This is a genomic window from Bartonella sp. AS69XJJH (assembly GCF_042195585.1).
Taxonomy (GTDB): Bacteria; Pseudomonadota; Alphaproteobacteria; order Rhizobiales; family Rhizobiaceae; genus Bartonella.
The window spans coordinates 94,251-118,797 of sequence record NZ_JBHIOO010000007.1; the positions used below are offsets into that span (position 1 = coordinate 94,251).

Below are 24,547 nucleotides of genomic sequence, written 5' to 3' on the forward strand. Positions count from 1 at the left end.
TTTCCTATTAAATTATAGAAAGTTGGCTGAGCACATCTTCAACCTTTAGAGATTTTTTTATTCCTGTTTTGCGATCTTTAATTTCAACTTCATTTTGTGCAATGCTGTTAGGACCAACAATGACTTGCGTTGGCAAACCAATCAAATCCATTGTTGCAAATTTTGATCCAGGACGTTCATTTCTATCATCTAATAACGGATCAAAACCAACCTCCTTTAATCCCTGATAGAGAAACTCACACGCCTGTGTGCATTTTTCATCATCGGGTTTCATATTGATAATCCCAAAATCAAACGGTGCCATTGACTTTGGCCAAATAATACCATTTTCATCATGAGAAGCCTCAATAGCGGCCGCAACAAGACGTGAAGGTCCAATACCGTAAGATCCCATAGAGACCACATGCTCTTTTCCATCTTGTCCCATAACTTTTGCTCCCATTGGAGCAGAATATTTCGTACCAAAGTGGAAAATATGCCCTACTTCAATACCACGCGCTGAAAGACGATTATGATCAGAAACTTTAGCCCACTCCTCTTCATTATGCATTTCTTCCGTCGCTGCATAAAAAGATGTCCATTGTTTAACAATATCATCTAAAACAGCTTTATCACTAAAATCGATTGAACTATCGGGAACGGTAAGTTCAAGAAATTGTTTATCACAGAAGATAGCGCTCTCTCCTGTTTCAGCCAAAATGATAAATTCATGACTGAGTTCCCCCCCTATTGGACCTGTATCTGCACGCATAGGAATTGCTTTTAAGCCAAGGCGAGAAAAAGTCCGTAAATAAGCAACAAACATACGATTATAAGATGTTTTAGAGCCTTCATAATCAAGATCAAAAGAATAAGCATCTTTCATTAAAAATTCTCGTGCCCGCATCACACCAAAACGTGGACGAATTTCATCACGAAATTTCCATTGAATATGATACAAATTAAGCGGAAGATCTTTATAAGAACGAACATATGAGCGAAAAATATCTGTTACCATTTCTTCATTGGTTGGACCATAAAGTAAATCACGCTTTTGACGATCTTTAATGCGAAGCATTTCCAAACCATAATCATCATAACGACCGCTTTCACGCCAAAGATCAGCAGACTGAATTGTAGGCATCAATATTTCTATTGCACCCGCACGTTCTTGCTCTTCACGAATAATTTTACAAACTTTATCAAGCACTTTTTTTCCCAAAGGAAGCCAAGAATAAATTCCTGATGTTTGTTGTCGAATCATTCCAGCGCGTAACATGAAGCGATGAGAAACAATTTCTGCTTCTTTAGGATTCTCTTTTAAAAGTGGAAGGAAATATTGAGAAAGACGCATTGAAATAATTAACTCCTAATCAGACCTATCATATCGGAACAATTTATCACACCCTCTACTCATCTATAGCCGCATTCTGAATACTTGCAAATATAACGATCTTATCATTTAAAAATTTATTGTGCTTTATTCTCTATTTTTCTTATTTAGAAAAAAATAAAAATGCTCTTTTCTTTTTAAATAACGTAATATGAAAGTTCTTTTATTTTGACCGATGTAAAAAAACTGTACAGATAGGTTTTTTTTGCCAAATTTCATGAACAGCCGCTCTCACAGCACGTCGTGTTGCTTCTCGAATAAGTTCATTATTTTTCTGTTTCATGCGTGGGATATTATAAACTGTATTTTCTACAATATCTAAAAGAATATCTTTTAAACTTTTCCCCTTTCCATTACTTTCAGGTAACCCGAATGTTGTTAGACCTATATCCCCTAATAATTCATTCTTACTATTTATATGGAGAGAAATAGTAACATGACCAGCATAACTTAGTTTGCGACGTTCACGAATCCCTAATTCATCTTCATCTCCAATTAGGCAACCATCCTTATAGATGCGGCCGACAGGAACTTGATCAACAACTTCTACAGGCTCTGGTGCAAAACGTAACATATGTCCATTTCTGATATCTGTAACAATTTTAATACCCGCTTGACGCGCTAAAGTTGCCTGAGCCTTAAGATGTATTGCTTCCCCATGTACAGGAACAAGTATCTGTGGCTTTACCCAATCATACATCTGTAAAAGTTCTGAACGACGGGGATGGCCTGAAACATGAACAAGTGCATCTTCATTCGTGATAATTTCAATACCCAAATCAATGAAACGATTTTGTACCTCAATAATCGCCTTTTCGTTTCCTGGAATACTTCGTGATGAATAAATAACGGTATCACCAGCAGAAAGTGCAATATTTCTCATTCCATCACGTGATAGTTTAGCCAAAGCAGCACACGGCTCACCTTGGCTCCCTGTGACAATTAAAACAAGATCTTTTCGCGAGATGTAACCATAATCATCTTCCGTTACAAATGGCGCTAAACCATTCATATAACCAAGCTCTTGTGCAACCATAATACTTCGCTTAAGGGAACGCCCAATGACAAGCACCTTACGTCCAGCAGCTTCAGCTGCAAGAGCAATAGAACGTATCCGACCAATATTAGAAGAAAAAGTTGCTATTGCAACGCGCCCTTCAGCTTTGGAAATAATCTCAGAAAGACTGGCTTGAACCTGCTGCTCTGATGGAGATATACCATCCCGACATGCATTTGTGGAATCACAAAGTAATGCTAAAACACTTTTTTTGCCTAAAGCACGAAATCTTTTTTCATCCGTCACAGCCCCGAGTGAAGGAGTGTGATCAATTTTCCAATCACCCGTATGAATCACAGTTCCCAAAGAGGTTGTAATTGCTAAAGATACAGATTCTGGTATTGAATGGTTAACAGCTATAGCCTCTACAGCAAAGGCACCTACCTGAAAACAATCACCAGCTTGAAAAATATTGAGTAAAATTTTTTGAGATTCAAAATCTAATTGTTTTTTAGTTTCCAATAATCCTGCCGTAAAAGGCGTACAATAAATTGGCACTTGTAACTTTGGCCATAAATCAAGAACGGCCCCATAATGATCTTCATGTGCATGCGTTAAAACAAGACCCCGTATATTATGTTTTTCACTTTCTAAAAAACGAATATCAGGCAAAACAAGATCAACTCCTGGTAATTCAGAACCAGCAAAACTAATCCCCATATCAACCAGCAGCCATTCACGAAGATTTTTGGGACCAAATCCGTAAGCAGCTAAATTCATCCCTATTTCACCTACACCTCCCAGAGGTAAAAAAACAAATTCATTCTTATTGGCTGCAACCATAAACATCTCCCAAAATCATTAAGGCATCTGATGGTAAAATAATTTTTTAATAACGACCTGCATTAATAGAAGCAGCAGAACCAAAATGAACATCTCCAGCTGTTATAACGGCTATCTGACCATTTTTTTGCTTTATAATGCAGTTAAAATCACTATCAAGACCATCAAAAACACCCTCAATGACTTTTTCATCATTCACCACTTTGACATGTTTTCCAAGGTGAGCAGAATATAAAAGCCATTTTTTTCGGATTGTTTCACATCCTTTTGGTTGTTTCCAAAGAAAGTAATTTTTAGAAAAACAGTCCGTCAAAACCGTAAATAATTGTTCTGCTTCAATATGCAAACCGATATTCTTTAAGCTTGAAGTGGGATAGGGTGCATCTTCATAATTATATTTCACATTTATTCCAATACCAATAACCAAGGCATATTGTTGTGATGACAATTTTAAAATCTCAAGCAAAACTCCAGAACTTTTTGCTCCTCTGAGCAAAATATCGTTTGGCCATTTTAAACTCACAATATTGTTTGTCTGCTTGTCCTCTTCTATCAATTGTTTTATTGCCTCTGCCACACTTACTCCAGCAACAAAACCAAGTTGAGCTGCAGTTTGATGAACAATATCATCAATTAATAAAAGACTAGAATAAAGGTTTCCTTTTGGACTAGACCAAGTCCTCCCTCTTCTTGCTCTTCCCTGTGATTGTTCTTGTGCAACAATCCAAAGATTACCTTGATGACCAGTTTGCGCTTTTCGTTGCGCAATGAGATTTGTTGAATCAACACTATCGTACGCTTCAACAGTGTATCCCTGTTTTTCTGCAAAATCTGATAAAGTATAAACCATATTCATTAAAACAATGCTGCTGCTGCTTTTTCTGCTAGCTCAGCGAACCAAACTCCAAAAAGCGCGTAAAATAAAATAAAGAATACAGAAAGACCAAGACAAAATTGAAGCTCTTTCGATAAAGCAACAAAATGCGCTTTTGCATCATCAAACCACATAATTTTAATGACTCGCAAATAGTAAAAAGCCCCAACGACAGATGCTATCATCCCAACGACAGCAAGTGGAGTAAGTCCAGCGTGGACAGCCGCAGAAAATGTATACCACTTCCCAAAAAAACCAGCCATAGGAGGTATGCTTGCTAAAGAGAACAGCTGTATTGTCATCACAATAGCCATAAACGGATTTGTCTTTACTAACCCTGAAAGATCATAAATATTTTCAACATTGCCATTCTGAGAACGCATTCCAAGAATAAAAGCAAACGAGCCAATCGTCATTCCAAGATAAATCGTCATATAAAGGATAACACTTTTTATTCCTAGCATATCTCCAGCAGATAAACCAACAAGTGCATAGCCCATATGACTGATCGACGAATAAGCCATCAAGCGCTTAATATTATTTTGACCAATTGCAGCAAATGCACCCAGTATCATTGATGCAATCGCCATGAAGATCAAAATTTGTTGCCATGCAGGCATCACATTATCAACACGCCCTAGGGGAATAAAGGTCATCACAATAATACGGATGATTAAAGCCATTGCAGCAACTTTAGGGGCACCAGCAAAAAATGCTGTAATCGGTGTTGGCGCTCCTTCATAAACATCAGGTGTCCACATATGAAATGGAACAGCAGAGATTTTGAAAGCCAAACCAGCTAAAATAAAGACAATTCCAAAAATGACCCCCAATTGTACATTTTTGCCTTTTAAAACAAGAGCAATTTCGTGAAAACCAATTTGACCGGTAAAACCATAAAGTAAAGAAATACCATAAAGCAGCAACCCTGAAGATAATGCTCCTAAAACAAAGTATTTTATGCCGGCTTCAGAAGATTTTACATTATTACGATTAATCGCTGCTAAAACATATAAAGCTAAAGACTGCAGTTCTAACCCCATATAAAGCGACAGCATGTTACCCGCTGAAATCATAAACATCATTCCAAGGGTTGCTAAAAGAACAAGCACTGGAAATTCAAATATATTAAACTTTTGTGCATTAGCAAAACCAACAGACATGATAAGAGAAAAGAGTGCACCAATAAGCATTAAAATTTTCATATAACGACCGAAAGAATCTATAATAAGCGCATTGGTTTGAAATGAACCATTTTTCGGAAAAACTATAAGAATAATAATGGTTGCCATAAGAATCGCCATGGCTAAACCTGTCACTGTTAAAGAAGCACGTGTATTGGAATAAACACCAATCATAAGCAACATGACAGCTCCTAATGCAATTAAAAGCTCTGGAAGAATTAAGACTAATTGCGCTATTATTTCAGTTTGCATGTGCATTCTTCCCTTATCTAGTGCAGTTTATTGATGAGGGTTTCTACGGAAAACGCCGTTGCCTTAAGAATAGGCGTTGGATAGATACCAAAGAATATTGTAAGAATAACCATTGGATAGAGGAGGAATTTTTCTCTTAAAGAAAGATCTATTAATACTTTTAAATTCTCTTTATCCAAGGAACCAAAAACCACACGCCGATAAAGATAAAGGGCATAGGCTGCCGATAAGATAACACCTGTTGTTGCTAAAACAACAACCAATTTATTGACTTGAAAAACACCTATTAAGGTTAAAAATTCACCCAAAAATCCTGAGCTTCCAGGCAAACCAATATTTGCCATAGTGAAAATTAAGAAAACGACAGCATATTTAGGCATATTATTCACTAAACCACCAAACGCTGAAATTTCACGTGTATGCAAGCGATCATAAATAACCCCAACACAAAGAAACAACGCTGCTGAAACAATTCCATGGGATAGCATCTGATAAATAGCCCCTTGTATCCCTTGTTCATTCGCAGCAAAAATACCCATTGTCACATATCCCATATGCGCTATTGAAGAATAAGCAATAAGTTTTTTGATGTCATTTTGAACAAGTGCGACCAACGACGTATAAATAATAGCGATAAGCGATAATGTGAAAATCAAAGGTGCAAAATCCGCTGAAGCGATAGGAAACATAGGCAAAGAAAAACGAAGAAAACCATACCCACCTAATTTGAGTAAGACACCAGCTAAAATAACGGAACCCGCTGTCGGTGCTTCTACGTGAGCATCAGGGAGCCATGTATGAACCGGCCACATTGGCATTTTAACTGCGAAAGAAGCAAAAAATGCAAGCCATAACCATATTTGCATATGAGCCGGAAACTGGTAATTGAGTAAAGTTGGTATATCAAGTGTCCCAGCCTCCCAATACATAGCCATAAGAGCAACCAGCATAAGCACTGAACCAAGTAAAGTATATAAAAAAAACTTTATACTTGCATAAACACGACGTGCTCCACCCCATACACCTATAATGATAAACATTGGAATGAGACTGCCTTCAAAAAAAACATAGAAGAGCATTGCATCAAGAGCACAAAAAACGCCAATAATCGCAACTTCTAGAAGAAGAAACGCAATCATATAAGCCTTTAATCTCTCTTTAACATTCTCCCAACTTGCTAAAATACAGAAAGGCAAAAGGAAAGCCGAGAGAACAACAAAAAGAATAGAAATACCATCAACCCCCATATGATAGCTAATGCCACCCCCTAACCAACTGGATTTTTCAACCATTTGAAAATTTGGGTTACTAGAATCAAATCCTATCCAAATAATTAAAGAAATAATAAAAACAAATAGAGTCGTAAAAAATGCGACATTACGTATATTATGGCGTGCTACTTCACTATCATCTTTGATAAACAAAATCAGAAGCACACCAACAAGTGGCAAAAATGTAACCGTAGAAAGAATAGGCCAATCGGTCATTAGTTTACGCCCCCGATCATCATCCATGTAATGAGTAATGCAACACCGATAAGCATTGCAAATGCATAGTGGTAAAGATAGCCTGTTTGCATTCTAACAACTCTATTTGTAATATCAACAACACGCGCTGCGATACCATTAGGACCTAAACCATCAATAATCTTACCGTCTCCCACTTTCCAAAGAAAAGAACCAATTCTAAAGGTAGGACGAACAAACAAAAAGTTATATAATTGATCGAAATACCATTTTTGGTAAAGGAAGTTATATGCTCTTGGCATAATACGAACCATTTTCTTGGGAAGAGATGGAAGAGAAACATAAAATAAATAAGCTAAGAGAAACCCAAGAACCATCGCTATAAATGGCGACCATTTTACCCAATTAAAAACATGGTGGGCATCATGAAGAATGTGATTATGGCTGCTTGTAAATAATGCTCCCTTCCAAAAAGAATTATACAAGTCACCAAAAAAGTAAGGTTGGAAAACGACACCAGAAAATATTGCTCCAATAGATAAAAGAAAGAGTGGAATCAACATAACTGGTGGCGATTCATGAACATGATGCATAACATCAACTGTTGCCCGTGGTTTACCATGGAATGTCATAAAGATAAGCCGCCATGAATAGAAACTTGTTAAAAAGGCAGCAAAAACAAGAAGATAAAAAGCATATCCTGAAGCAATATTATGGGATGCAAAAGCAGACTCTATAATCGCATCTTTTGAGAAAAAACCTGCAGTCCCGAAAAGTGTTCCTGGAATTCCAACACCGGTCAATGCAATGGTCCCGACCATCATCATCCAATATGTAACCTTTATATGTTTGCGTAACCCACCCATTTTTCGCATATCTTGTTCATCAGATACAGCATGAATCACAGAACCTGCACCAAGAAACAATAAGGCTTTAAAAAAAGCATGCGTAAAAAGATGAAAGACAGCAGCGCCATAAGCTCCAACACCTAATGCCACAAACATATAACCAAGTTGAGAGCATGTAGAATAAGCAATAACACGCTTAATATCATTCTGCACCAACCCCACAGTTGCTGCAAAAAACGCTGTTGTTGCACCAACAATAATAATCACGGTCAAAGCAGTCGAAGAAAGTTCAAAAATTGGCGACATACGCGCAACCATAAAAACACCAGCCGTTACCATTGTAGCGGCATGAATCAGCGCTGATACAGGGGTTGGCCCTTCCATTGCATCAGGCAGCCAAGTATGTAAAAGAAATTGTGCTGATTTTCCCATCGCACCAATAAATAATAAAAGACATGTAATGGTAATTGCCGTCTGCCCATCAAATTGCCAACCTAAAAATGTCATATTTTGTATAAAGCTATTGTTTGCAGCTTTTGCAAAAATAGAGGCAAAATCAACCGATTGGAATAAAACAAAAATACTAAATATTCCTAAGAGAAAACCAAAATCTCCAACACGGTTAACTACAAAAGCTTTCATTGCAGCCTTATTAGCAGAATCGCGCTGAAACCAAAAACCAATAAGTAAATAAGAAGCAAGCCCCACACCTTCCCATCCAAAAAACATCTGGATCAAATTATTGGAGGTCACCAACATAAGCATCATAAATGTAAACAAAGAAAGATAAGAAAAAAAACGAGACCTTGAAGGGTCATGGTGCATATAACCAATTGAATAAATATGCACTAATGCCGAAACACTATTTACAACAATAAGCATAACAGCTGTTAATGTATCAATATGCAAAGCCCAATCAAAAGTTAAACCATCAACGTCAAGCCAATGTAATACCAATACATCAATCGCTGGAGTATGACCAAGTGCAACACTGAAAAATGCTATCCACGATAATATGGCAACAACAACCATAAAGCTACATGTTATCAATTCACTCGCACGATCTCCTATCGTTTTTCCACCTAGTGCAGCAATTAAAAAACCCAAAAGCGGAAGAAAGACAATTGTATAATACATCACTGGTTAGCCTTTCATTACATTAACATCTTCAACCGCAATGGAACCACGATTACGGAAAAAAACGACCAGAATTGCTAAACCAATGGCAGCTTCAGCAGCTGCTACGGTTAAAACAAATAAAGCGAATATCTGACCAACGAGATCATGAAGAAATGCTGAAAATGCAACAAAATTGAGATTAACTGAAAGCAATATAAGCTCAATGGACATCAAGATAATAATCACGTTTTTTCTGTTGAGAAAAATTCCAGCAATACCAATTGTAAACATCAAAGCAGAAACAGTGAGATAATGTGTAATATCAATATACATCTACATAGCCCCCCTTACATACCTTTGCCTGATTCAACTTGTTTGATTTCAATGGCACTTTCTACCGTTCTAGAAACTTGCTCCGCAATAGACTGCCGCTTTACTCCTAATTTATGACGAAGTGTTAAAACAATAGCCCCAATCATTGCAACCAATAAAATCATTCCAGCAATTTGAAAATAGAAAACATAATCCGTATAGAGAATATCACCTAATGCTTGTGTATTTGTTCGCTGCGCTAAATCTGGCATTGGTTGCGTAACATGCGTTCTCAATACTGGAGAAAAATAGCTACTCACAAAAACAACAATCAATTCTACAGCAATAATAACACCAATAAGAGCTCCAATAGGAGCATACCGAAGAGTTCCACTCTTTAACTCAGCAAAATCAACGTCAAGCATCATAACGACAAACAAAAATAAAACAGCGACAGCTCCAACATACACAACAAGCAGAATAAGCCCTAAAAACTCTGCTCCTGCAAGCAAAAATAAAGCTGCGGCATTAAAAAATGCGAGAATTAAAAACAAAACAGAATGCACTGGATTGCGTGCTGTAATAACAATAACTGCACTTGTTAGCATAATAAAAGCAAACAAATAGAAAAATGCCGCCGCTAGATCTGTTAGCATAGGCTTCTCCTTAATTATTCAAACAATTGGTATAAACTTCATACCAGATTACAATTTATCGGAAAAATATCCGACACCTCATTTAACGATACACTTAGCGATAAGGCGCATCCATCAATATATTTCGAGCAATTTCTCGCTCCCAGCGATCTCCATTCAATAAAAGCTTTTCTTTATCATAATAAAGTTCTTCACGTGTTTCCGTCGCAAACTCAAAATTTGGACCTTCGACAATAGCTTCAACCGGACAGGCTTCTTGACAAAAACCACAGTAGATACACTTAACCATGTCTATATCATAACGAACAGTTCTACGCGTACCATCATTGCGCCGCGGTCCAGCTTCAATTGTAATCGCTTGAGCAGGACAAATTGCTTCACATAATTTACAAGCAATACACCGTTCTTCACCATTTGGATAGCGACGCAATGCATGTTCACCGCGAAAACGTTGAGATACAAAACCTTTTTCATAAGGATAATTAATCGTGGGCTTTGGTGAAAAAAATTGACGCATAGCTAAGAAAAAAGCACTCACAAATTCCAATAGAAGAAGTGACTTTGCCGCCTGAATAAAACCTGACATCGTAAAATCTCCTCTTAAACGAAATCCGTAAACTTTAAAAAAGCAGCAGTTATCACAACCATTGCTAGTGAGAGAGGAAGAAAAACCTTCCAACCAAGCCGCATGAGCTGATCATAGCGATAACGTGGAACAAATGCTTTAACCATAGCAAACCAAAAAAATACAAAACAGACTTTTAAAACAAACCAAATGATACCAGGAACCCAGTTAAGCCACCAAACATCTAAGGGAGGCAACCAACCGCCCAAAAATAGAATGGTTGTTAATGCGCACATTAAAACAATCGCAACATATTCACCTAGAAAGAAGAGCATGTAAGGCGTTGAAGAATATTCTACCATATGACCAGCTACAAGTTCAGATTCTGCTTCCACCAAATCGAATGGAGGACGGTTTGTCTCTGCGAGCGCAGAAATAAAAAATATAATAAACATTGGGAAAAGGACCAACCAATTCCAATCGAGAAAACTGTTAAAAGGAAGACCAAGAGTTGTACCAATTCCAGAACTTTGTTTATGAACAATTGTTGTGAGATCCAACGAACCACTTATTAAAATGACAGTCACAAGCACAAAACCAATGGAAACTTCATAAGAAACCATTTGTGCCGCCGAACGAAGAGCTCCTAAGAAAGGATATTTTGAATTTGATGCCCACCCCCCCATAATAACACCATAAACCTCAAGAGATGAAATAGCTAAAATATAAAGCAAGCCAACATTAATCTTCGCAACCTCCCAGCCCTCATTGACTGGAATAACAGCCCAAGTTGATAAAGCAAGTGTCGCTGAAACAAAAGGAGCCAAAAGAAAAACACCCTTATTTGCACCTGCAGGAATAATAGGCTCTTTAACAACAAATTTAATTAAATCTGCAAAAGACTGTAACAAACCCCATGGACCAACAACGTTTGGTCCACGACGCAATTGTACAGCGGCCCAAATCTTTCTGTCTGCGTAAAGAAGATAAGCAACTAAGATCAAAAGAACAACCAAAAGAAGAAGTGTTTTTCCGATTATAATGAGTAATGGCAACAGCCAAGTCATAAAGAAATTATACATCATTATTCCTTTTCCTTTGCCCTTACTTTAGAGTTTGCGTAGCGTGGTTTTTTGCAAGAGATGAACATTCAGCCATAACAGCAGAAGCACGTGCTATCGGATTTGTTAAATAAAAGTCTTTAACCATAGAAGTAAATGTTTGACTCTCTAGAGAAACCATTTTTGAACCAAGTGCCTTAAGACCACTTATATCAGAAGGCACTATATCATCAACAGCACAAAGGTGTGGATAATCATTAAACAAGCATTGCCTTAATTGAGAAAGAGAATCAAAAGGAAGCTTTTGTCCTAAAATATCCGACAAAGCACGCAAGATAGCCCAATCTTCTTTTGCGTCACCTGGAGCAAAACCAGCCCGATTTGTCATTTGAACACGTCCTTCTGTATTCACATAAAGCCCTGATTTTTCAGTGTAAGCAGATGCAGGCAAAATAACATCAGCAGCATGTGCACCATTATCACCATGACTACCAATATAAACTGTAAAAGCTTTTGTATTGGCTAATTCTACTTCATCAGCACCAAGCAAAAATAAAACTTCACAGGTTTTAAGTATATTTGCAACCCCAAGCTTAGAAGTAAAGCCTATGTCCAACCCTCCAACAATCGATGCAGCATTATGAAGAACCCCAAACCCATTCCATGTCTCACTAAGAGCACCAATATTATCAGCTAATTTAGCAAGACTTTTTAAAACAGATAAACCTTCATTTCCTGAAACCGCTCCCTCTCCGATAAGAATAAGGGGTCTCTTCGCTTCTTTTAAGACATTAAAAAAAACATCTTCTCCACGAAGAAGTGTTGTTAATGTATCACTTCCAGATCCAAGATAAGAATAAGGATAACGTAAATCGACTTTCTCTCCAATTAATGCAATAGGAAAATTTCCCATCCGTTGGCGCTTTAAAATACGTGCATTTAAAACAGCCGCTTCATGACGTGGATTAGATCCCACAATAAGCAATGCATCAGCCTGTTCAATACCTGCAATCGTCGGATTAAAAATATAACTCGAACGCCCAAACTCAGGCGATAAAGCCCCCCCTCTTTGGCGACAATCAAAAAGTGTTGAGCCCAAAGAGCTCAATAATGCTTTAAGGGCATACATTTCCTCAACAGATGCAAGATCTCCAGCAATGGCTCCAATTTTTTCGGGAAAAATTTTAGAAATCACCATTTTAATTTTTGCAAAAGCTTCTGTCCAACTGACAGGTTGAAGCTTTCCATCTTTGCGTACATATGGTTTATCAAGCCGCTGAGTCCGTAATCCATCCCAAATAAAACGCGTTTTATCAGAGATCCATTCCTCATTTACATCTTCATTCGTACGCGGCATAATCCGCATAACTTCACGGCCACGGCTATCAATACGGATCGCACTACCAAGCGCATCCATCACATCAATCGATTCCGTTTTTACCAATTCCCACGGACGAGCATGAAACGCATAAGGTTTTGAAGTTAAAGCTCCTACAGGACAAAGATCAATAACATTTCCCTGTAATTCAGATGTCATAGCCTTTTCAAGATACGTCGTAATTTCAGCATCTTCACCACGACCGATCAAACCAAGCTCAGAAATACCTGCAACTTCTGTTGTAAAACGAACACACCGTGTACAATGAATACACCGTGTCATAACAGTTTTGACAAGAGGTCCAATATATTTATCTTCTACAGCACGCTTATTTTCTGTATAACGAGAGCAATCTCGTCCATAAAGCATTGCTTGATCTTGAAGATCACATTCCCCCCCTTGATCACACACTGGACAATCCAAAGGATGATTAATGAGAAGAAATTCCATAACACCTTCACGTGCCTTTTTTACCATCGTCGTATTGGTAAAAATCTCAGGTGCTTCACCGTTAGGCCCTAATCGTAAATCACGAACCCCCATAGCACAAGAAGCCTGAGGTTTTGGAGGACCACCCTTAACCTCAACCAAACACATACGACAATTTCCAGCAATTGACAAAGACTCATGAAAACAAAAACGTGGCACTTCAACACCCGCCGCCTCAGCAGCCTGAAGCAACGTGTAGTAATCAGGAACTTCAATCTCTTTGCCATCAACTTTGATATTTATCATCACCCATCCAACCTGCGGATAACCCACTTAAAATTTGCATTCGGTTGCTCTTTAAAAAATTTTCTATCCCACTGCTTCCAAAGCAATATTTTTGCTTTGGACTACATTTCGCGTGTATTCATCAATTCTACGCTCGATTTCCGGACGAAAATTACGTATCAACCCTTGTACAGGCCATGCAGCAGCATCACCAAGAGCACAAATAGTGTGTCCTTCAACCTGTTTAGACACTTCAAACAAAAGATCAATCTCGCGTTTTTGCGCTCTTCCCTCAACCATACGCCCTAAAAGACGCATCATCCACCCGGTCCCCTCACGACACGGTGTACACTGACCACAACTCTCGTGTTTGAAAAAGGCAGCTATACGCCAAATTGCCTTGATAATATCGGTTGATTTATCCATAACAATCATTCCCCCTGTACCAAAAGAAGACCCAACATCTCGCATCCCATCAAAATCCATGATTGCATCGATCATATCCTCACCACGAACGACTGGACAAGAAGCCCCCCCTGGAATAACTGCTAAAAGATTATTCCATCCACCACGAATACCACCCGTATGTTTTTCAATTAATTCACGGAATGAAACACCAAGAGCATCTTCAAATGTACAAGGTGCATTAACATGCCCTGAAACCATAAATAATTTCGTTCCAACATTATTTGCTCGCCCGATTGATGAAAACCACGAAGCACCCCGCCGCAAAATCGTTGGAACAACGGCAATAGACTCTACATTATTTACTGTTGTTGGACAGCCATAAATCCCCATATTGGCAGGAAATGGTGGTTTAAGCCGAGGTTGCCCTTTTTTCCCCTCAAGACTTTCAAGAAGAGCCGTTTCTTCACCACAAATATAAGCACCAGCTCCATGATGAATGACAATATCACAAGCATGCCCATATTTCGTTTTTTTGCCAAGTAAACCCGCATCATAGCATTCATCAACGGCAGCTTGAAGCGCTTCACGTTCACGAATATATTCACCACGAATATAAATAAAAGCAACATTGGCTCCCATAGCAAAAGTAGCGATTGCACATCCTTCAATCAAAGTATGGGGGTCATGACGTAAAATATCACGGTCTTTACAAGTTCCAGGTTCAGATTCATCGGCATTGACAACCAAATAATGAGGACGCCCATCATTTTGCTTTGGCATAAAGGACCACTTCATTCCGGTAGGAAAACCAGCACCACCACGACCGCGTAAACCCGATGCCTTCACCTCATCAATGATCCAATCACGACCTTTGTCAATCATCTCTTTCAGACCATTCCAATGCCCACGCAACATCGCAGCCTTTAATGATTTGTCTTTTAAACCATAAATATTGGTGAAGATACGATCTTTATCAGCTAGCATACCCCACCTTTTTTTCTATTACCCATAGCATTTTCCGCTTTTCCTCAAATGCAATTTTTAAATATCTTTTCAAGACTTCTTACTTTTCGTTAAATGTTGCCATCATGGGTAGAATAATAAAATATTTTCTCAAGAAAAATACTTAATTATGTTCCCATTCTTATTCTTATCCTTTTTTGGTGAAGACTTGAGAGATCTTTTTTTCTTTCTCATCATCAATAAGAGAAGTTAAACCACTAATCGGTTCCGACGATTTACGGCTACTTTGCGGACCAACCGCTATCTCAGAACCTTTCCCAGCTTCAAATGCATCAATAATTTCTTCAAGGCGTTCAGCTGTAAGATCTTCATAAGTATCTTTAAAAATCATAACCATGGGAGCATTAACACAAGCACCAAGACACTCCACCTCTTCCCATGATAAAGTTCCATCCTGATTGGTCGCAAAAGGTTGATGATGAATTTTTTTCTGACAAACTTTAATCAATTCATCAGAACCACGTAACATACAAGGGGTCGTACCACAAACTTGAATATGCGCTTTTGTTCCAACAGGCTTAAGCTGAAACTGAGTGTAAAAAGTTGCAACTTCCAGAACACGAATATAAGCCATGGAAAGAATCTGAGCAACATGCTCAATCGCAGCACGTGTCACCCAACCATCTTGCTCTTGAGCACGCATTAATAATGGAATTACAGCAGACTGCTGACGCCCTACAGGATATTTTTTTATGGTATTTTTTACCCATATTTGATTTTCTTTTGTAAAAGAAAACTCAGCGGGCTGATAAACATCATCTGCAAGACGGCGTACGGACATTAGCGATCAACCTCCCCAAAAACAATATCAATCGAACCCAAAATAGCTGTAGCATCCGCCAGCATATGACCTCTAGTTAAAAAATCCATAGCTTGGAGATGCGCAAACCCAGGAGCACGCAACTTGACACGATAAGGCTTATTGGTTCCATCAGAAACAAGATAAACACCAAACTCACCCTTCGGAGCTTCCACAGCAACATATACTTCTCCAGGAGGCGTATGAAAACCTTCCGTATAAAGCTTAAAGTGATGAATCAGTGCTTCCATCGAACTTTTCATTTCACTCCGTTTCGGTGGTACAATCTTGCGATCCAAGCTAGAAACCGGTCCATTTTTTTCAGTACTCAGTAAACGCTCCACACATTGGCGCATAATTTTTGCTGATTGACGCATTTCTTCCATACGAATAAGATAACGATCATAACAATCGCTATTTTTACCTATAGGAATATCGAATTCCATTTCATCGTAACATTCATAAGGCTGACTCTTACGTAAATCCCATGGAACACCAGCTCCACGAATCATAACCCCAGAAAAGCCACGCGCCCAAGCTTCATCAATACTTACCACGCCAATATCCACATTACGCTGCTTAAAAATCCGATTTGGCGTTACAAGCGCATCAAGTTTCCCGAGAGAAACAAGAAATGGATCAATAAAATTACCAATATCTTCAACTAAAGATTCTGGTAAATCTTGATGCACACCACCGGGACGAAAATAATTTGCATGAAGACGAGCACCACAGGCACGCTCATAAAAAATCATCAATCTTTCACGTTGCTCAAATCCCCAAAGCGGTGGCGTTAAAGCACCAACATCCATTGCCTGTGTCGTTACATTAAGCAAATGATTAAGAATACGCCCAATTTCAGAAAACAAAACACGTATTAATTGCCCTCTTTTAGGAACTTTAATATCTAATAACTTTTCAATAGCAAGAACAAAAGCATGTTCCTGATTCATAGGAGCAACATAATCCAAACGATCTAGATAAGGACCTGCTTGAAGATAAGTTTTTGTTTCCATTAACTTTTCGGTACCGCGATGCAATAACCCAATATGTGGATCTACACGTTCAACAACTTCACCGTCCAACTCCAAAACCATGCGCAAAACCCCATGCGCGGCAGGATGCTGCGGACCAAAATTGATATTAAAGTTTCGAACATTGACCTCAGCCACAATCAACCCCTTGCTTTTTAAAAAACTTCATATCAAATATCAAAAAATCTATCACGCTAAAAAATATTTAATTATTTAAGAAATACAGCACTCTAATATAATGCCTTATCAAAACCAATATTATTTTTTTTCATCTGCTTTTTCATCACATGGCAAAGTATACTGTCCTCCTTCCCAAGGAGAAAGAAAATCAAAATTACGCATCTCTTGGCGCAAAACAACAGGCTCATAAATCACCCTCTTTGCCTCATTATCATAACGGCATTCAACAAATCCCGTCACAGGAAAGTCTTTGCGTAAAGGATATCCTTCAAACCCATAATCTGTTAAAATCCGCCTCAAGTCCGGATGTCCTGAAAATAAAATCCCATACATATCATACGTTTCACGTTCATACCACTCTGCGCCAGGATAAACCGTACATACTGAAGCAACAGGAGTATTTTCATCCGTACGAACTTTTACACGTAAGCGTAAATTCTCACGAGGAGATAACAATTGGTAAGAAACATCAAAGCGCTTATCGCGAGAAGGATAATCCACGCCACTAATGTCTGTAAGATTAATAAATTGACAGCGAGAATCATCACGAACGAACATTAAGACATCAATAATTGCATCAAGACGTGCCACAATGGTCAATTCACCAAAGGCAAGAACAGTCTCTTCAAGCTTATTTTTTAACTTGGTTTCCAAATAAGCAGCAAGTTCAACCAATGTTTCATCCACCATGACAAGAAAACTCTCTATCGCTCTATGGATCCGGTACGACGGATTTTTTTCTGTAACAACAATATGCCGTATAATAATGCCTCTGCTGTAGGCGGACACCCTGGAACATATATATCGACAGGCACGATACGATCACATCCACGCACTACTGAATAGGAATAATGATAATATCCCCCACCGTTTGCACATGATCCCATAGAAATCACATAACGTGGCTCTGGCATCTGATCGTACACTTTTCTTAAAGCAGGAGCCATCTTATTTGTTAGAGTACCTGCTACCACCATCACATCTGACTGACGGGGTGAAGCTCGTGGTGCATATCCAAAACGCTCATTATCATAATGAGGCATTGAGCATTGCATCATTTCGATAGCACAACAAGCTAAACCAAAACTCATCCACATTAAAGAACCGGTACGTGCCCAAGTAATCAAAGCATCTGCCGAGGTAACTAAAAAACCCTTATCTGATAATTCAGCATTAATATCACGAAAAAACTTATCGTCAGATCCTATCAGCCCACCAGTATTTGGATCAATGATTCCTTTTTGTTTTGGAGCTGCAATCGTTGAATTATTAGATCTTAATTCCATTCAAGGGCTCCTTTTTTCCATTCATATATAAATCCAATAGTCAAAATCGCTAAAAACACAATCATTGACCAAAAGCCAAACATACCTATCGATTCGAATGAAACAGCCCAAGGAAAAAGAAAAGCAACTTCAAGATCAAAAATAATAAATAAAATTGATACCAAATAGAAACGAATATCAAACTTCATGCGTGCATCACTAAATGAATTAAACCCACATTCATAAGCCGATAATTTTTCAGGATCGGGGGAACGATATGCTACAATGTAAGGTGTAATCAACAAAACTCCAGCAATAACCGCTGACACAATAATGAAAATCAAGACTGGCAAATAAGAGCTCAATAAATAAGCCATAACCCTCTTCCATCGTAACAAAATGCCTGAGTTTAACACAATGATTCAATATTGCGAGACCAAACAGACAAATTTAACAATCGCTCTATTAACTCTATTTATACTGCTTCAAAGTCATACAGAGCGATAATTTTCTTATCGGCATAGGTAACGCAGAGCAAAGAAAGACGCAAGTCCTATTCTTATAAACCATATAAAAAGAAAGAAAAAACATATTTATCCCCCAATCAAGTACTCCACCACCTCACTCATAGCATATGGATATTTAAAAAGGAAATTTCATAAGGAATCATAAAATGAATGGCGCGAGTGACGGGGCTCGAACCCGCGACCTCCGGCGTGACAGGCCAGCACTCTAACCAACTGAGCTACACCCGCGCATTTTTTTCGAACCAATTTAATTTGGCACAAGCGGTCGTGTAAGGGGTTCGTGCGTTTATGTCAAGAAGGATTATGCATTTTTAAAAAAAATTATCAAATACCATCTTTATTCTTGCGTTTAGAAAAATTTTTCCTTAAAGAGTCTCCATTCAATTGCTGATCATTGCATTGGGCGATTAGCTCAGCTGGTAGAGCGCCTCGTTTACACCGAGGATGTCGGGAGTTCGAGTCTCTCATCGCCCACCACATAGTTTTATATTACTGTTAAGTTGTTGATTTTTAATGTATTTTTTAAGTTGAGGGATTCTTGAATCAAGTTAAGGGAACAGGATTTTCATACTTTCCTTTACAAAGCGCATTCTTTTTACCAGCTTTCTCTAATAATTTTTTTAATAGTTCTAAATCTTCTTATGAAAGAATGTTTATCAGTCTAACAGAATCACCAACAGCTTCACGCCTCAACGGGTCAGAAGTCTTGATTGTGAAACTTTTGCGACAAAAATCCGATTCTCTTCTCAAAATTTCTGCTACCTCGTGATCTAAAGCATAGAGTTCAATTATCTTTTCCTCCAGTCCTACACTCTAACAGAAGATAAAAATGCTACAGATATATCTAATTTCTTAGCCATATCTAAGAGGTGTTCGGAGTGATCAATGCGAAGTTTCCGTAAAGTTTTACAAAAGGGTGTTAGCATATAAATAAAACTCGTAAGAGTATAAGCTTTACGGCATAAACTGAGAAAATTATCCACCAATAATATGTTTCACGCAATCAGCAATGTGATTTACTTTCCTTGCATTAGCAGCAACTCCATTAAATTTTTTTATAATCCAATCAGCTCCTGTTCCAAGGTGTGTAATCCATGTTTTTTGAACAATAGGCTCAACAGCCCTCACAGTTTCTTCAGTAGATGTAGTTAATTCCAGAAATCTTTCACAAACAATTCGAGGCGCTTCAAAATCATTTGCTTCATTACGTACGGTAAACAAATGATCCAAATTATCGTCGTTAATAAGATAAGGAGAATGCGTCGAATAAATTACTTTATTACCCTTTATGCTCGATAAAGTTTGTAAGGAGTTTAATATTTTTCTCTGTGGGTGAATATGTAAATTATTTGCTGGCTCATCCAATAAAAAAAACTATTCCATTTTTGCTTCTATGCCTGCGAACTTCTGTAAGGACTTTAAAACAAAAAAAACAACGAAACCCTTTACTTCTCTCATGTAAATAAAAAAAGAGGTTATTTGCTTTAATTTGTAAACAATAATCTACAAAACCACTATCAGTATCGTGATCACTATTAGATTTTTCTATTATACAATCATCAAAAAGGCTCTTCCCTTCAGTAATATCCACCAACCTTCCTTCACTACTGACTTCAAATAACCATTGATCAATCCTATACGCTGCTTAACAGCATCATTGTCATCACAATCGACAATATCTTCCTGAAAACTAATATCAAGATTTTTTTCTTTATTCTTTATATTGTTATCATTCATGTGCCCGCCTATTAGCAGATCATTAAAGATTTTCTGCCATTTTAAATGCTCTGGATAATCTATCATCTACCCCTCCTAAACAAAACAGCGTGGGCGGCTACAGCCACGGGCGCCAGCCGATTCATAAATGGCATTCCGTATAATGACTGCACGCAGATGTGGATTGATATTCGTAGTATCTGACCAGTCTCCACCAGCCAACAATGCATACATATCTTTTTTAAACTGTACATTTGGTGAAGTTCCAGTTACCGTTTGCATGAAACAAACATCTCTCACAAATTGCCAAACATAACCGCAACCATCTTCACAACCGATGTGCGAAATCATCCGTATATTTGCCGTATTCTTATAACCTCCAGAATGTTTCGGTGAAGGTGCTTTTTTGCCTTGAATCCCACCACCTTCATTGCTTCCATACATCGCAGAAGTAAATTCTGTATTATTGAGCAAAGCCTTCTTAACACGCTGCATATCGGATATATGATCTGTTTGTAGACGGTTCGTCGTAATAGGAACATTATACGCCGAGCGCGTATCTTCACCTGTGCCTGACTGAAGATAAATATCAACCCAAAGGTCTGTAGAGGGGTCATAGACCATCCCTTCGGGTGAACTATGCGGTCGGTGATTCAAACACCAAACAGAGTTCGGCAATATATCCCCTGCTTGATAACCCGATAAGGGATGAGAGGAAATCGTACCAACATCTGCACAAAGCGTATGAAAACCTCCTATCTTTCGCGAATTACTCACGGTGTAATCCCTTGGATACGTAGAGTTTTCTGACAAAACAAGTTTATGAGACTGTTTTCCATCAGAAACCAAATAAACATAATAATCCTTGCCTGCCGAAAGAGAAGGAACGCTTATTCTGGTATCTGCCGTATAATTTGTAACCAAAGTATCATTGCCTAATGACAAGGTTATACGCGTTCCTTTCTTCAATGTGAGTTGTCTTCTCCCTGACGCAACCAGAAACGGTGTGGAAATTGAAAGAACCGTTAAATTGGACTGTTTCAGTAAATTGTTTACCTCTTCCCCTAGCACTTTTGCCTGTGAGGCTACTGTATGGGCTGTTGTTGCCGTTGCTAGGGAACTCTTGATACCTCCAAGCTCTTGTTTCGTCGTATCGGCGGTTTTTTTGGCTTCTTCTGCTGTCCTTTTCGCTCTATCGGCTACTTCCTTGGCTTTTTCGGCTTCGCTCTTGGCTTGATAGGCTTGTGAATCTGCTGCCTCAGCTTTTTTCTTGGCTTCTTCTGAGTACATCCGCGCTAAACTTACGGGGGCTTTAAAATTATCAACCACTTGATTGATATCGATAACTCTACTCCTCGCAGACGAGGCTATTTTCTCTGCATTTTCTGCCTGATTGCGTGCTTGCTCCGCATCATGTCTTGCATAACCAGCAGATTCCTTGGCTTCCTTGGCTATTTTTTGTGCCTCTTCTGCTTCGTCTTCTAAAGACGCGGCTTTTTTACCGGCTGTTTCGGCTGCCTTCTGCGCTTGTTCTGCTATATATTTTGCATTACTAGCTATTTCCTTGGCTTTTTCTACTTCATTCTTGGCTTCATACGCTCGATCATCGGCTTTTTCCGCTATTTTCTTGGCTTCTTCACCTGCCCTTTCCGCTAAACTTGCTATAGTCTTAGCGTTATTGGCGGCTTCCTTGGCTTTTTCGGCTTCGCTCTTGGCTTGATAGGTTTGTGAATTGGCTGCTTCTGCTATTTTCTTGGTTTCGTCTGAGTACATTCGCGCTAAACTTGCTATAGTCTTAGCGTTATTGGCGACTTCATTCGCGTCGTAAGCTTTATTCCACGCTGCATTCGCTGTGCTTTTTGCATTTTCCGCCTCACTACGGGCTTGCCCCGCATCATGGTTGGCATAACCAGCTGTCTGTTTGGCTTCTTTAGCTATTTTTTCGGCTTCATCCGCTACTGTCTCTACCTGTACTGCCTTCTTCTGGGCGATTTCAGAAACCTTTTTTGCCTCTTCTGCTGTCGACTTCGCACTAGCAGCTACTTGTTTTAGTTCATCCAAAGCACTTTGAGATTCTTGTACAATCTTCTCTACTGCTTCGGCTTTACGCTTCGCTTCTTCCGCTATGCCCTTCACCGCTTCCCCACTCACCTGCCCTGCCGTATCTCCTGAACGCGCAGCTGACTCTGCTGCCGCTTTCGCTTCAGAAGCTACTTTTGTAGCCTCCTCTGCACTCTGTTGGGCTTGATGAGCCGTCGCTGTTGCTGTATCCGCTGCACTCTTGGCTTCTTCTGCTGTGCTCTTCGCTGTATTCGCCACCCTAACAGCGCTTTCTGATGCTCCTTTAGCTTCGTTAGCTGTCGTTTCTGCTGTCAAAGCCTTTGCCTTGATAGAAATAATATCTACTGTCGCTTTCCTTGCTGTATTTTTCGCATCTTCTGCTGTTTCTGTCACTGTCGCTACCGATTGTTTTACTGCCTCCACTAAATCTTTTGCCTCAACAGCTGTCGTTTTACTTTCATTAGCTAACGTTGCTGCCTGATCTGCTACTTTCTTCGCTTCAGCGGCTTTAGACAGTGCTTCTGAAGCATCTTCGGTAGCTGTTGATGTCTCTAACGCCTGTTTTGCCTCTTGCGCCATAGTCTTGGCTTCTGAAGCTGTGACTGTCGCATCATCCGCCTTCTTTTCAGCTCTTGCGGCTTTCTCTTCTGCCGTTTCTGCTGTGCTCTTAGCATCTTGCGAAAGGACATGTGCATCCTCTGCTTTATTTTTCGCTTCCACCGCCGTGTCTTTTGCGCTATCCGCTATCTGCTTTGCATTATTCGCTAATGTTTCTGCCGAATGCGCTTTCATCTTAACTTCTTCAACCAATTGTTTGGCTTCACCGGCTTTAGTCTTGGCTTGTGTAGCAACGTCTTCTATTGTTAAAGCCCTCTGTTCTACTCCTTCTGCTGTCCTTTTGGCTCCCTCAGCTGTATTCTTGACATGATCAACCGATTGCTTAAGATCATGTGCTACCGACAGAGCTTTAGACGCCGTTTCTTTTGCATCAACAGCTACCGAAGATGCTGTTTCTGCTGTCGTCTTAGCTTCAGAAGCTGTCGTGAGAGCTTGCCCACTGCTTGCTGCCGCTGTTTCTGCAACATTCTTCACCTCACCCATCACCTGCTTGACATCATCAAAAGCGCTCTTGGTTTGTTCGGAAAGTGCTTTTGCATCTCCTGCCGTTGCCTTGGCTTCTCTTGCCTCTGTCAAAGCTGTCTCTACTGTGCCTTGAACTTGTGTCACTCTTTGAGAGCTTTCCGTGACCACTGTCGTCACTCTATCGGCTGCACCTTTAGTATCCTCCGCAATACGCTTGGCTTCTTGCGCTAACCTCTCTGCCGCTTCTGATTTCATCTTGGCATCTTCTGAAGAGGCTTTCGATACCTCTGCTGTCTGCTTGGCAGCATTAGATGCTGTTAATGCCGTATTTGCCTGCTCTAAAGCTGTCTCTGATGTCGTCTTGGCTTCAGAAGCTGTCGTAACTGCACTCGCTGCTGTGCCTACTGCTTGTGCTATCGTCGTCGTCGCTGCATCCGATAATTCCTTGACACTGTCTGCTATAGTTTTCGCTTGATCTGCTGTTTGTTGCGCGCCATTCGCACGCGCCATGGCTTTTTCTGCTTCTTGTCTTGCATTAACAACCTGCTCTAACGGTGCAAAGGTTTCATACGAATACAAAGATGCCGTCCCTAAAAGCTTCGGAACAACAACGCTGTCTTGAGAAGTTCCTGCTACCATTTCTTCTCTCGTCGCGACTGGTATCAAATATTCATGTTCATGATCGGGTATCTTCATCTGCTTTCGTCCTCACATCATTCACAGTGCTTCATCTAATGAACACTCTTTCAAATCTTCAAACTCTTCTCTTAAGGTCTCTAAGCGCTTCTCTAAATCTTTTAACGACCCATC

19 protein-coding genes, 2 tRNA genes and 2 pseudogenes are annotated in these 24,547 nt (G+C 39.3%); 1 reads left to right on the top strand and 22 read right to left on the bottom strand.

Going from position 1 to position 24,547, the window contains the following annotated elements; all coding sequences use genetic code 11:
* Positions 1 to 7: 7 nt before the first annotated feature.
* The 18 genes and pseudogenes from proS to ACFIK6_RS05225 all read right to left on the bottom strand — a co-directional run bounded on the left by proS (position 8) and on the right by ACFIK6_RS05225 (position 19,105).
* Entirely contained in the window at positions 8 to 1,333 is a 1,326-nt protein-coding gene (proS, locus tag ACFIK6_RS05140; RefSeq protein WP_375631152.1) for a proline--tRNA ligase, read from the bottom strand.
* A gap of 202 nt (positions 1,334 to 1,535) precedes the next feature.
* On the bottom strand, positions 1,536 to 3,212 hold the full coding sequence (locus ACFIK6_RS05145; RefSeq protein ID WP_375641996.1) for a ribonuclease J: 1,677 nt from the start codon (positions 3,210 to 3,212) through the stop codon (positions 1,536 to 1,538).
* Between the two features lie 46 nt (positions 3,213 to 3,258).
* Positions 3,259 to 4,068 (bottom strand): biotin--[acetyl-CoA-carboxylase] ligase, encoded by an 810-nt coding sequence (locus ACFIK6_RS05150; protein ID WP_375641995.1) that lies wholly within the window; start codon positions 4,066 to 4,068, stop codon positions 3,259 to 3,261.
* On the bottom strand, positions 4,068 to 5,522 hold the full coding sequence (nuoN, locus tag ACFIK6_RS05155) for an NADH-quinone oxidoreductase subunit NuoN (protein ID WP_375641994.1): 1,455 nt from the start codon (positions 5,520 to 5,522) through the stop codon (positions 4,068 to 4,070). Before nuoN ends, ACFIK6_RS05150 begins: the two co-directional genes overlap by 1 nt.
* A 17-nt stretch (positions 5,523 to 5,539) precedes the next feature.
* A complete protein-coding gene (locus ACFIK6_RS05160; protein ID WP_375641993.1) occupies positions 5,540 to 7,009 on the bottom strand; it encodes an NADH-quinone oxidoreductase subunit M in 1,470 nt (489 codons plus the stop codon).
* Entirely contained in the window at positions 7,009 to 8,973 is a 1,965-nt protein-coding gene (gene nuoL, locus ACFIK6_RS05165) for an NADH-quinone oxidoreductase subunit L (protein WP_375642069.1), read from the bottom strand. Before nuoL ends, ACFIK6_RS05160 begins: the two co-directional genes overlap by 1 nt.
* Positions 8,974 to 8,979: 6 nt before the next feature.
* Positions 8,980 to 9,288 (bottom strand): NADH-quinone oxidoreductase subunit NuoK, encoded by a 309-nt coding sequence (nuoK, locus tag ACFIK6_RS05170; protein ID WP_015856359.1) that lies wholly within the window; start codon positions 9,286 to 9,288, stop codon positions 8,980 to 8,982.
* 14 nt (positions 9,289 to 9,302) lie between these two features.
* Positions 9,303 to 9,923 (bottom strand): NADH-quinone oxidoreductase subunit J, encoded by a 621-nt coding sequence (locus tag ACFIK6_RS05175; RefSeq protein WP_273723185.1) that lies wholly within the window; start codon positions 9,921 to 9,923, stop codon positions 9,303 to 9,305.
* Positions 9,924 to 10,017: 94 nt separating this feature from the next.
* Positions 10,018 to 10,509, bottom strand: coding sequence for an NADH-quinone oxidoreductase subunit NuoI (nuoI, locus tag ACFIK6_RS05180; protein WP_273723184.1), 492 nt, complete (start codon positions 10,507 to 10,509; stop codon positions 10,018 to 10,020).
* 14 nt (positions 10,510 to 10,523) lie between these two features.
* The gene (gene nuoH / locus ACFIK6_RS05185; RefSeq protein ID WP_375642068.1) at positions 10,524 to 11,570 is read right to left on the bottom strand and encodes an NADH-quinone oxidoreductase subunit NuoH; all 1,047 of its coding nucleotides are present in this window, start codon (positions 11,568 to 11,570) and stop codon (positions 10,524 to 10,526) included.
* A 22-nt stretch (positions 11,571 to 11,592) separates the two neighbouring features.
* Positions 11,593 to 13,662, bottom strand: a complete 2,070-nt coding sequence (gene nuoG, locus ACFIK6_RS05190; RefSeq protein ID WP_375641992.1) for an NADH-quinone oxidoreductase subunit NuoG — start codon at positions 13,660 to 13,662, stop codon at positions 11,593 to 11,595.
* A gap of 63 nt (positions 13,663 to 13,725) precedes the next feature.
* Entirely contained in the window at positions 13,726 to 15,033 is a 1,308-nt protein-coding gene (nuoF, locus tag ACFIK6_RS05195; protein ID WP_273723180.1) for an NADH-quinone oxidoreductase subunit NuoF, read from the bottom strand.
* A gap of 129 nt (positions 15,034 to 15,162) precedes the next feature.
* A pseudogene (gene nuoE, locus ACFIK6_RS05200) lies at positions 15,163 to 15,853 on the bottom strand (NADH-quinone oxidoreductase subunit NuoE).
* Positions 15,853 to 17,043, bottom strand: a complete 1,191-nt coding sequence (locus tag ACFIK6_RS05205; protein ID WP_273723177.1) for an NADH-quinone oxidoreductase subunit D — start codon at positions 17,041 to 17,043, stop codon at positions 15,853 to 15,855. Before ACFIK6_RS05205 ends, nuoE begins: the two are co-directional and overlap by 1 nt.
* Before the next feature lie 120 nt (positions 17,044 to 17,163).
* A complete protein-coding gene (locus ACFIK6_RS05210) occupies positions 17,164 to 17,775 on the bottom strand; it encodes an NADH-quinone oxidoreductase subunit C (RefSeq protein WP_375641991.1) in 612 nt (203 codons plus the stop codon).
* A 14-nt stretch (positions 17,776 to 17,789) separates the two neighbouring features.
* Positions 17,790 to 18,371 carry a NuoB/complex I 20 kDa subunit family protein gene (locus ACFIK6_RS05215; protein WP_375641990.1) on the bottom strand — a complete coding sequence of 194 codons (582 nt, stop codon included), beginning with the start codon at positions 18,369 to 18,371 and terminating at the stop codon, positions 17,790 to 17,792.
* A complete protein-coding gene (locus tag ACFIK6_RS05220; protein ID WP_005773599.1) occupies positions 18,362 to 18,727 on the bottom strand; it encodes an NADH-quinone oxidoreductase subunit A in 366 nt (121 codons plus the stop codon). Before ACFIK6_RS05220 ends, ACFIK6_RS05215 begins: the two co-directional genes overlap by 10 nt.
* Positions 18,728 to 19,028: 301 nt before the next feature.
* A tRNA-Asp gene (locus ACFIK6_RS05225) sits at positions 19,029 to 19,105 on the bottom strand.
* A gap of 173 nt (positions 19,106 to 19,278) precedes the next feature.
* Between ACFIK6_RS05225 and ACFIK6_RS05230 the strand changes: the two genes are divergently transcribed.
* A tRNA-Val gene (locus ACFIK6_RS05230) sits at positions 19,279 to 19,354 on the top strand.
* Between the two features lie 165 nt (positions 19,355 to 19,519).
* Here the strand turns inward: ACFIK6_RS05230 and ACFIK6_RS05235 are convergent.
* From ACFIK6_RS05235 to ACFIK6_RS05250, 4 genes and pseudogenes are all read right to left on the bottom strand, one after another.
* Positions 19,520 to 19,803, bottom strand: a pseudogene (locus ACFIK6_RS05235) (XRE family transcriptional regulator); the annotation flags it as partial.
* 49 nt (positions 19,804 to 19,852) lie between these two features.
* Positions 19,853 to 20,242, bottom strand: a complete 390-nt coding sequence (locus ACFIK6_RS05240; protein WP_375641989.1) for an AAA family ATPase — start codon at positions 20,240 to 20,242, stop codon at positions 19,853 to 19,855.
* Between the two features lie 183 nt (positions 20,243 to 20,425).
* Complete coding sequence (locus ACFIK6_RS05245) at positions 20,426 to 20,680, bottom strand: hypothetical protein (protein ID WP_375641988.1); 255 nt, start codon at positions 20,678 to 20,680, stop codon at positions 20,426 to 20,428.
* A 9-nt stretch (positions 20,681 to 20,689) separates the two neighbouring features.
* Complete coding sequence (locus tag ACFIK6_RS05250; protein ID WP_375641987.1) at positions 20,690 to 24,433, bottom strand: hypothetical protein; 3,744 nt, start codon at positions 24,431 to 24,433, stop codon at positions 20,690 to 20,692.
* Positions 24,434 to 24,547: the final 114 nt, after the last annotated feature.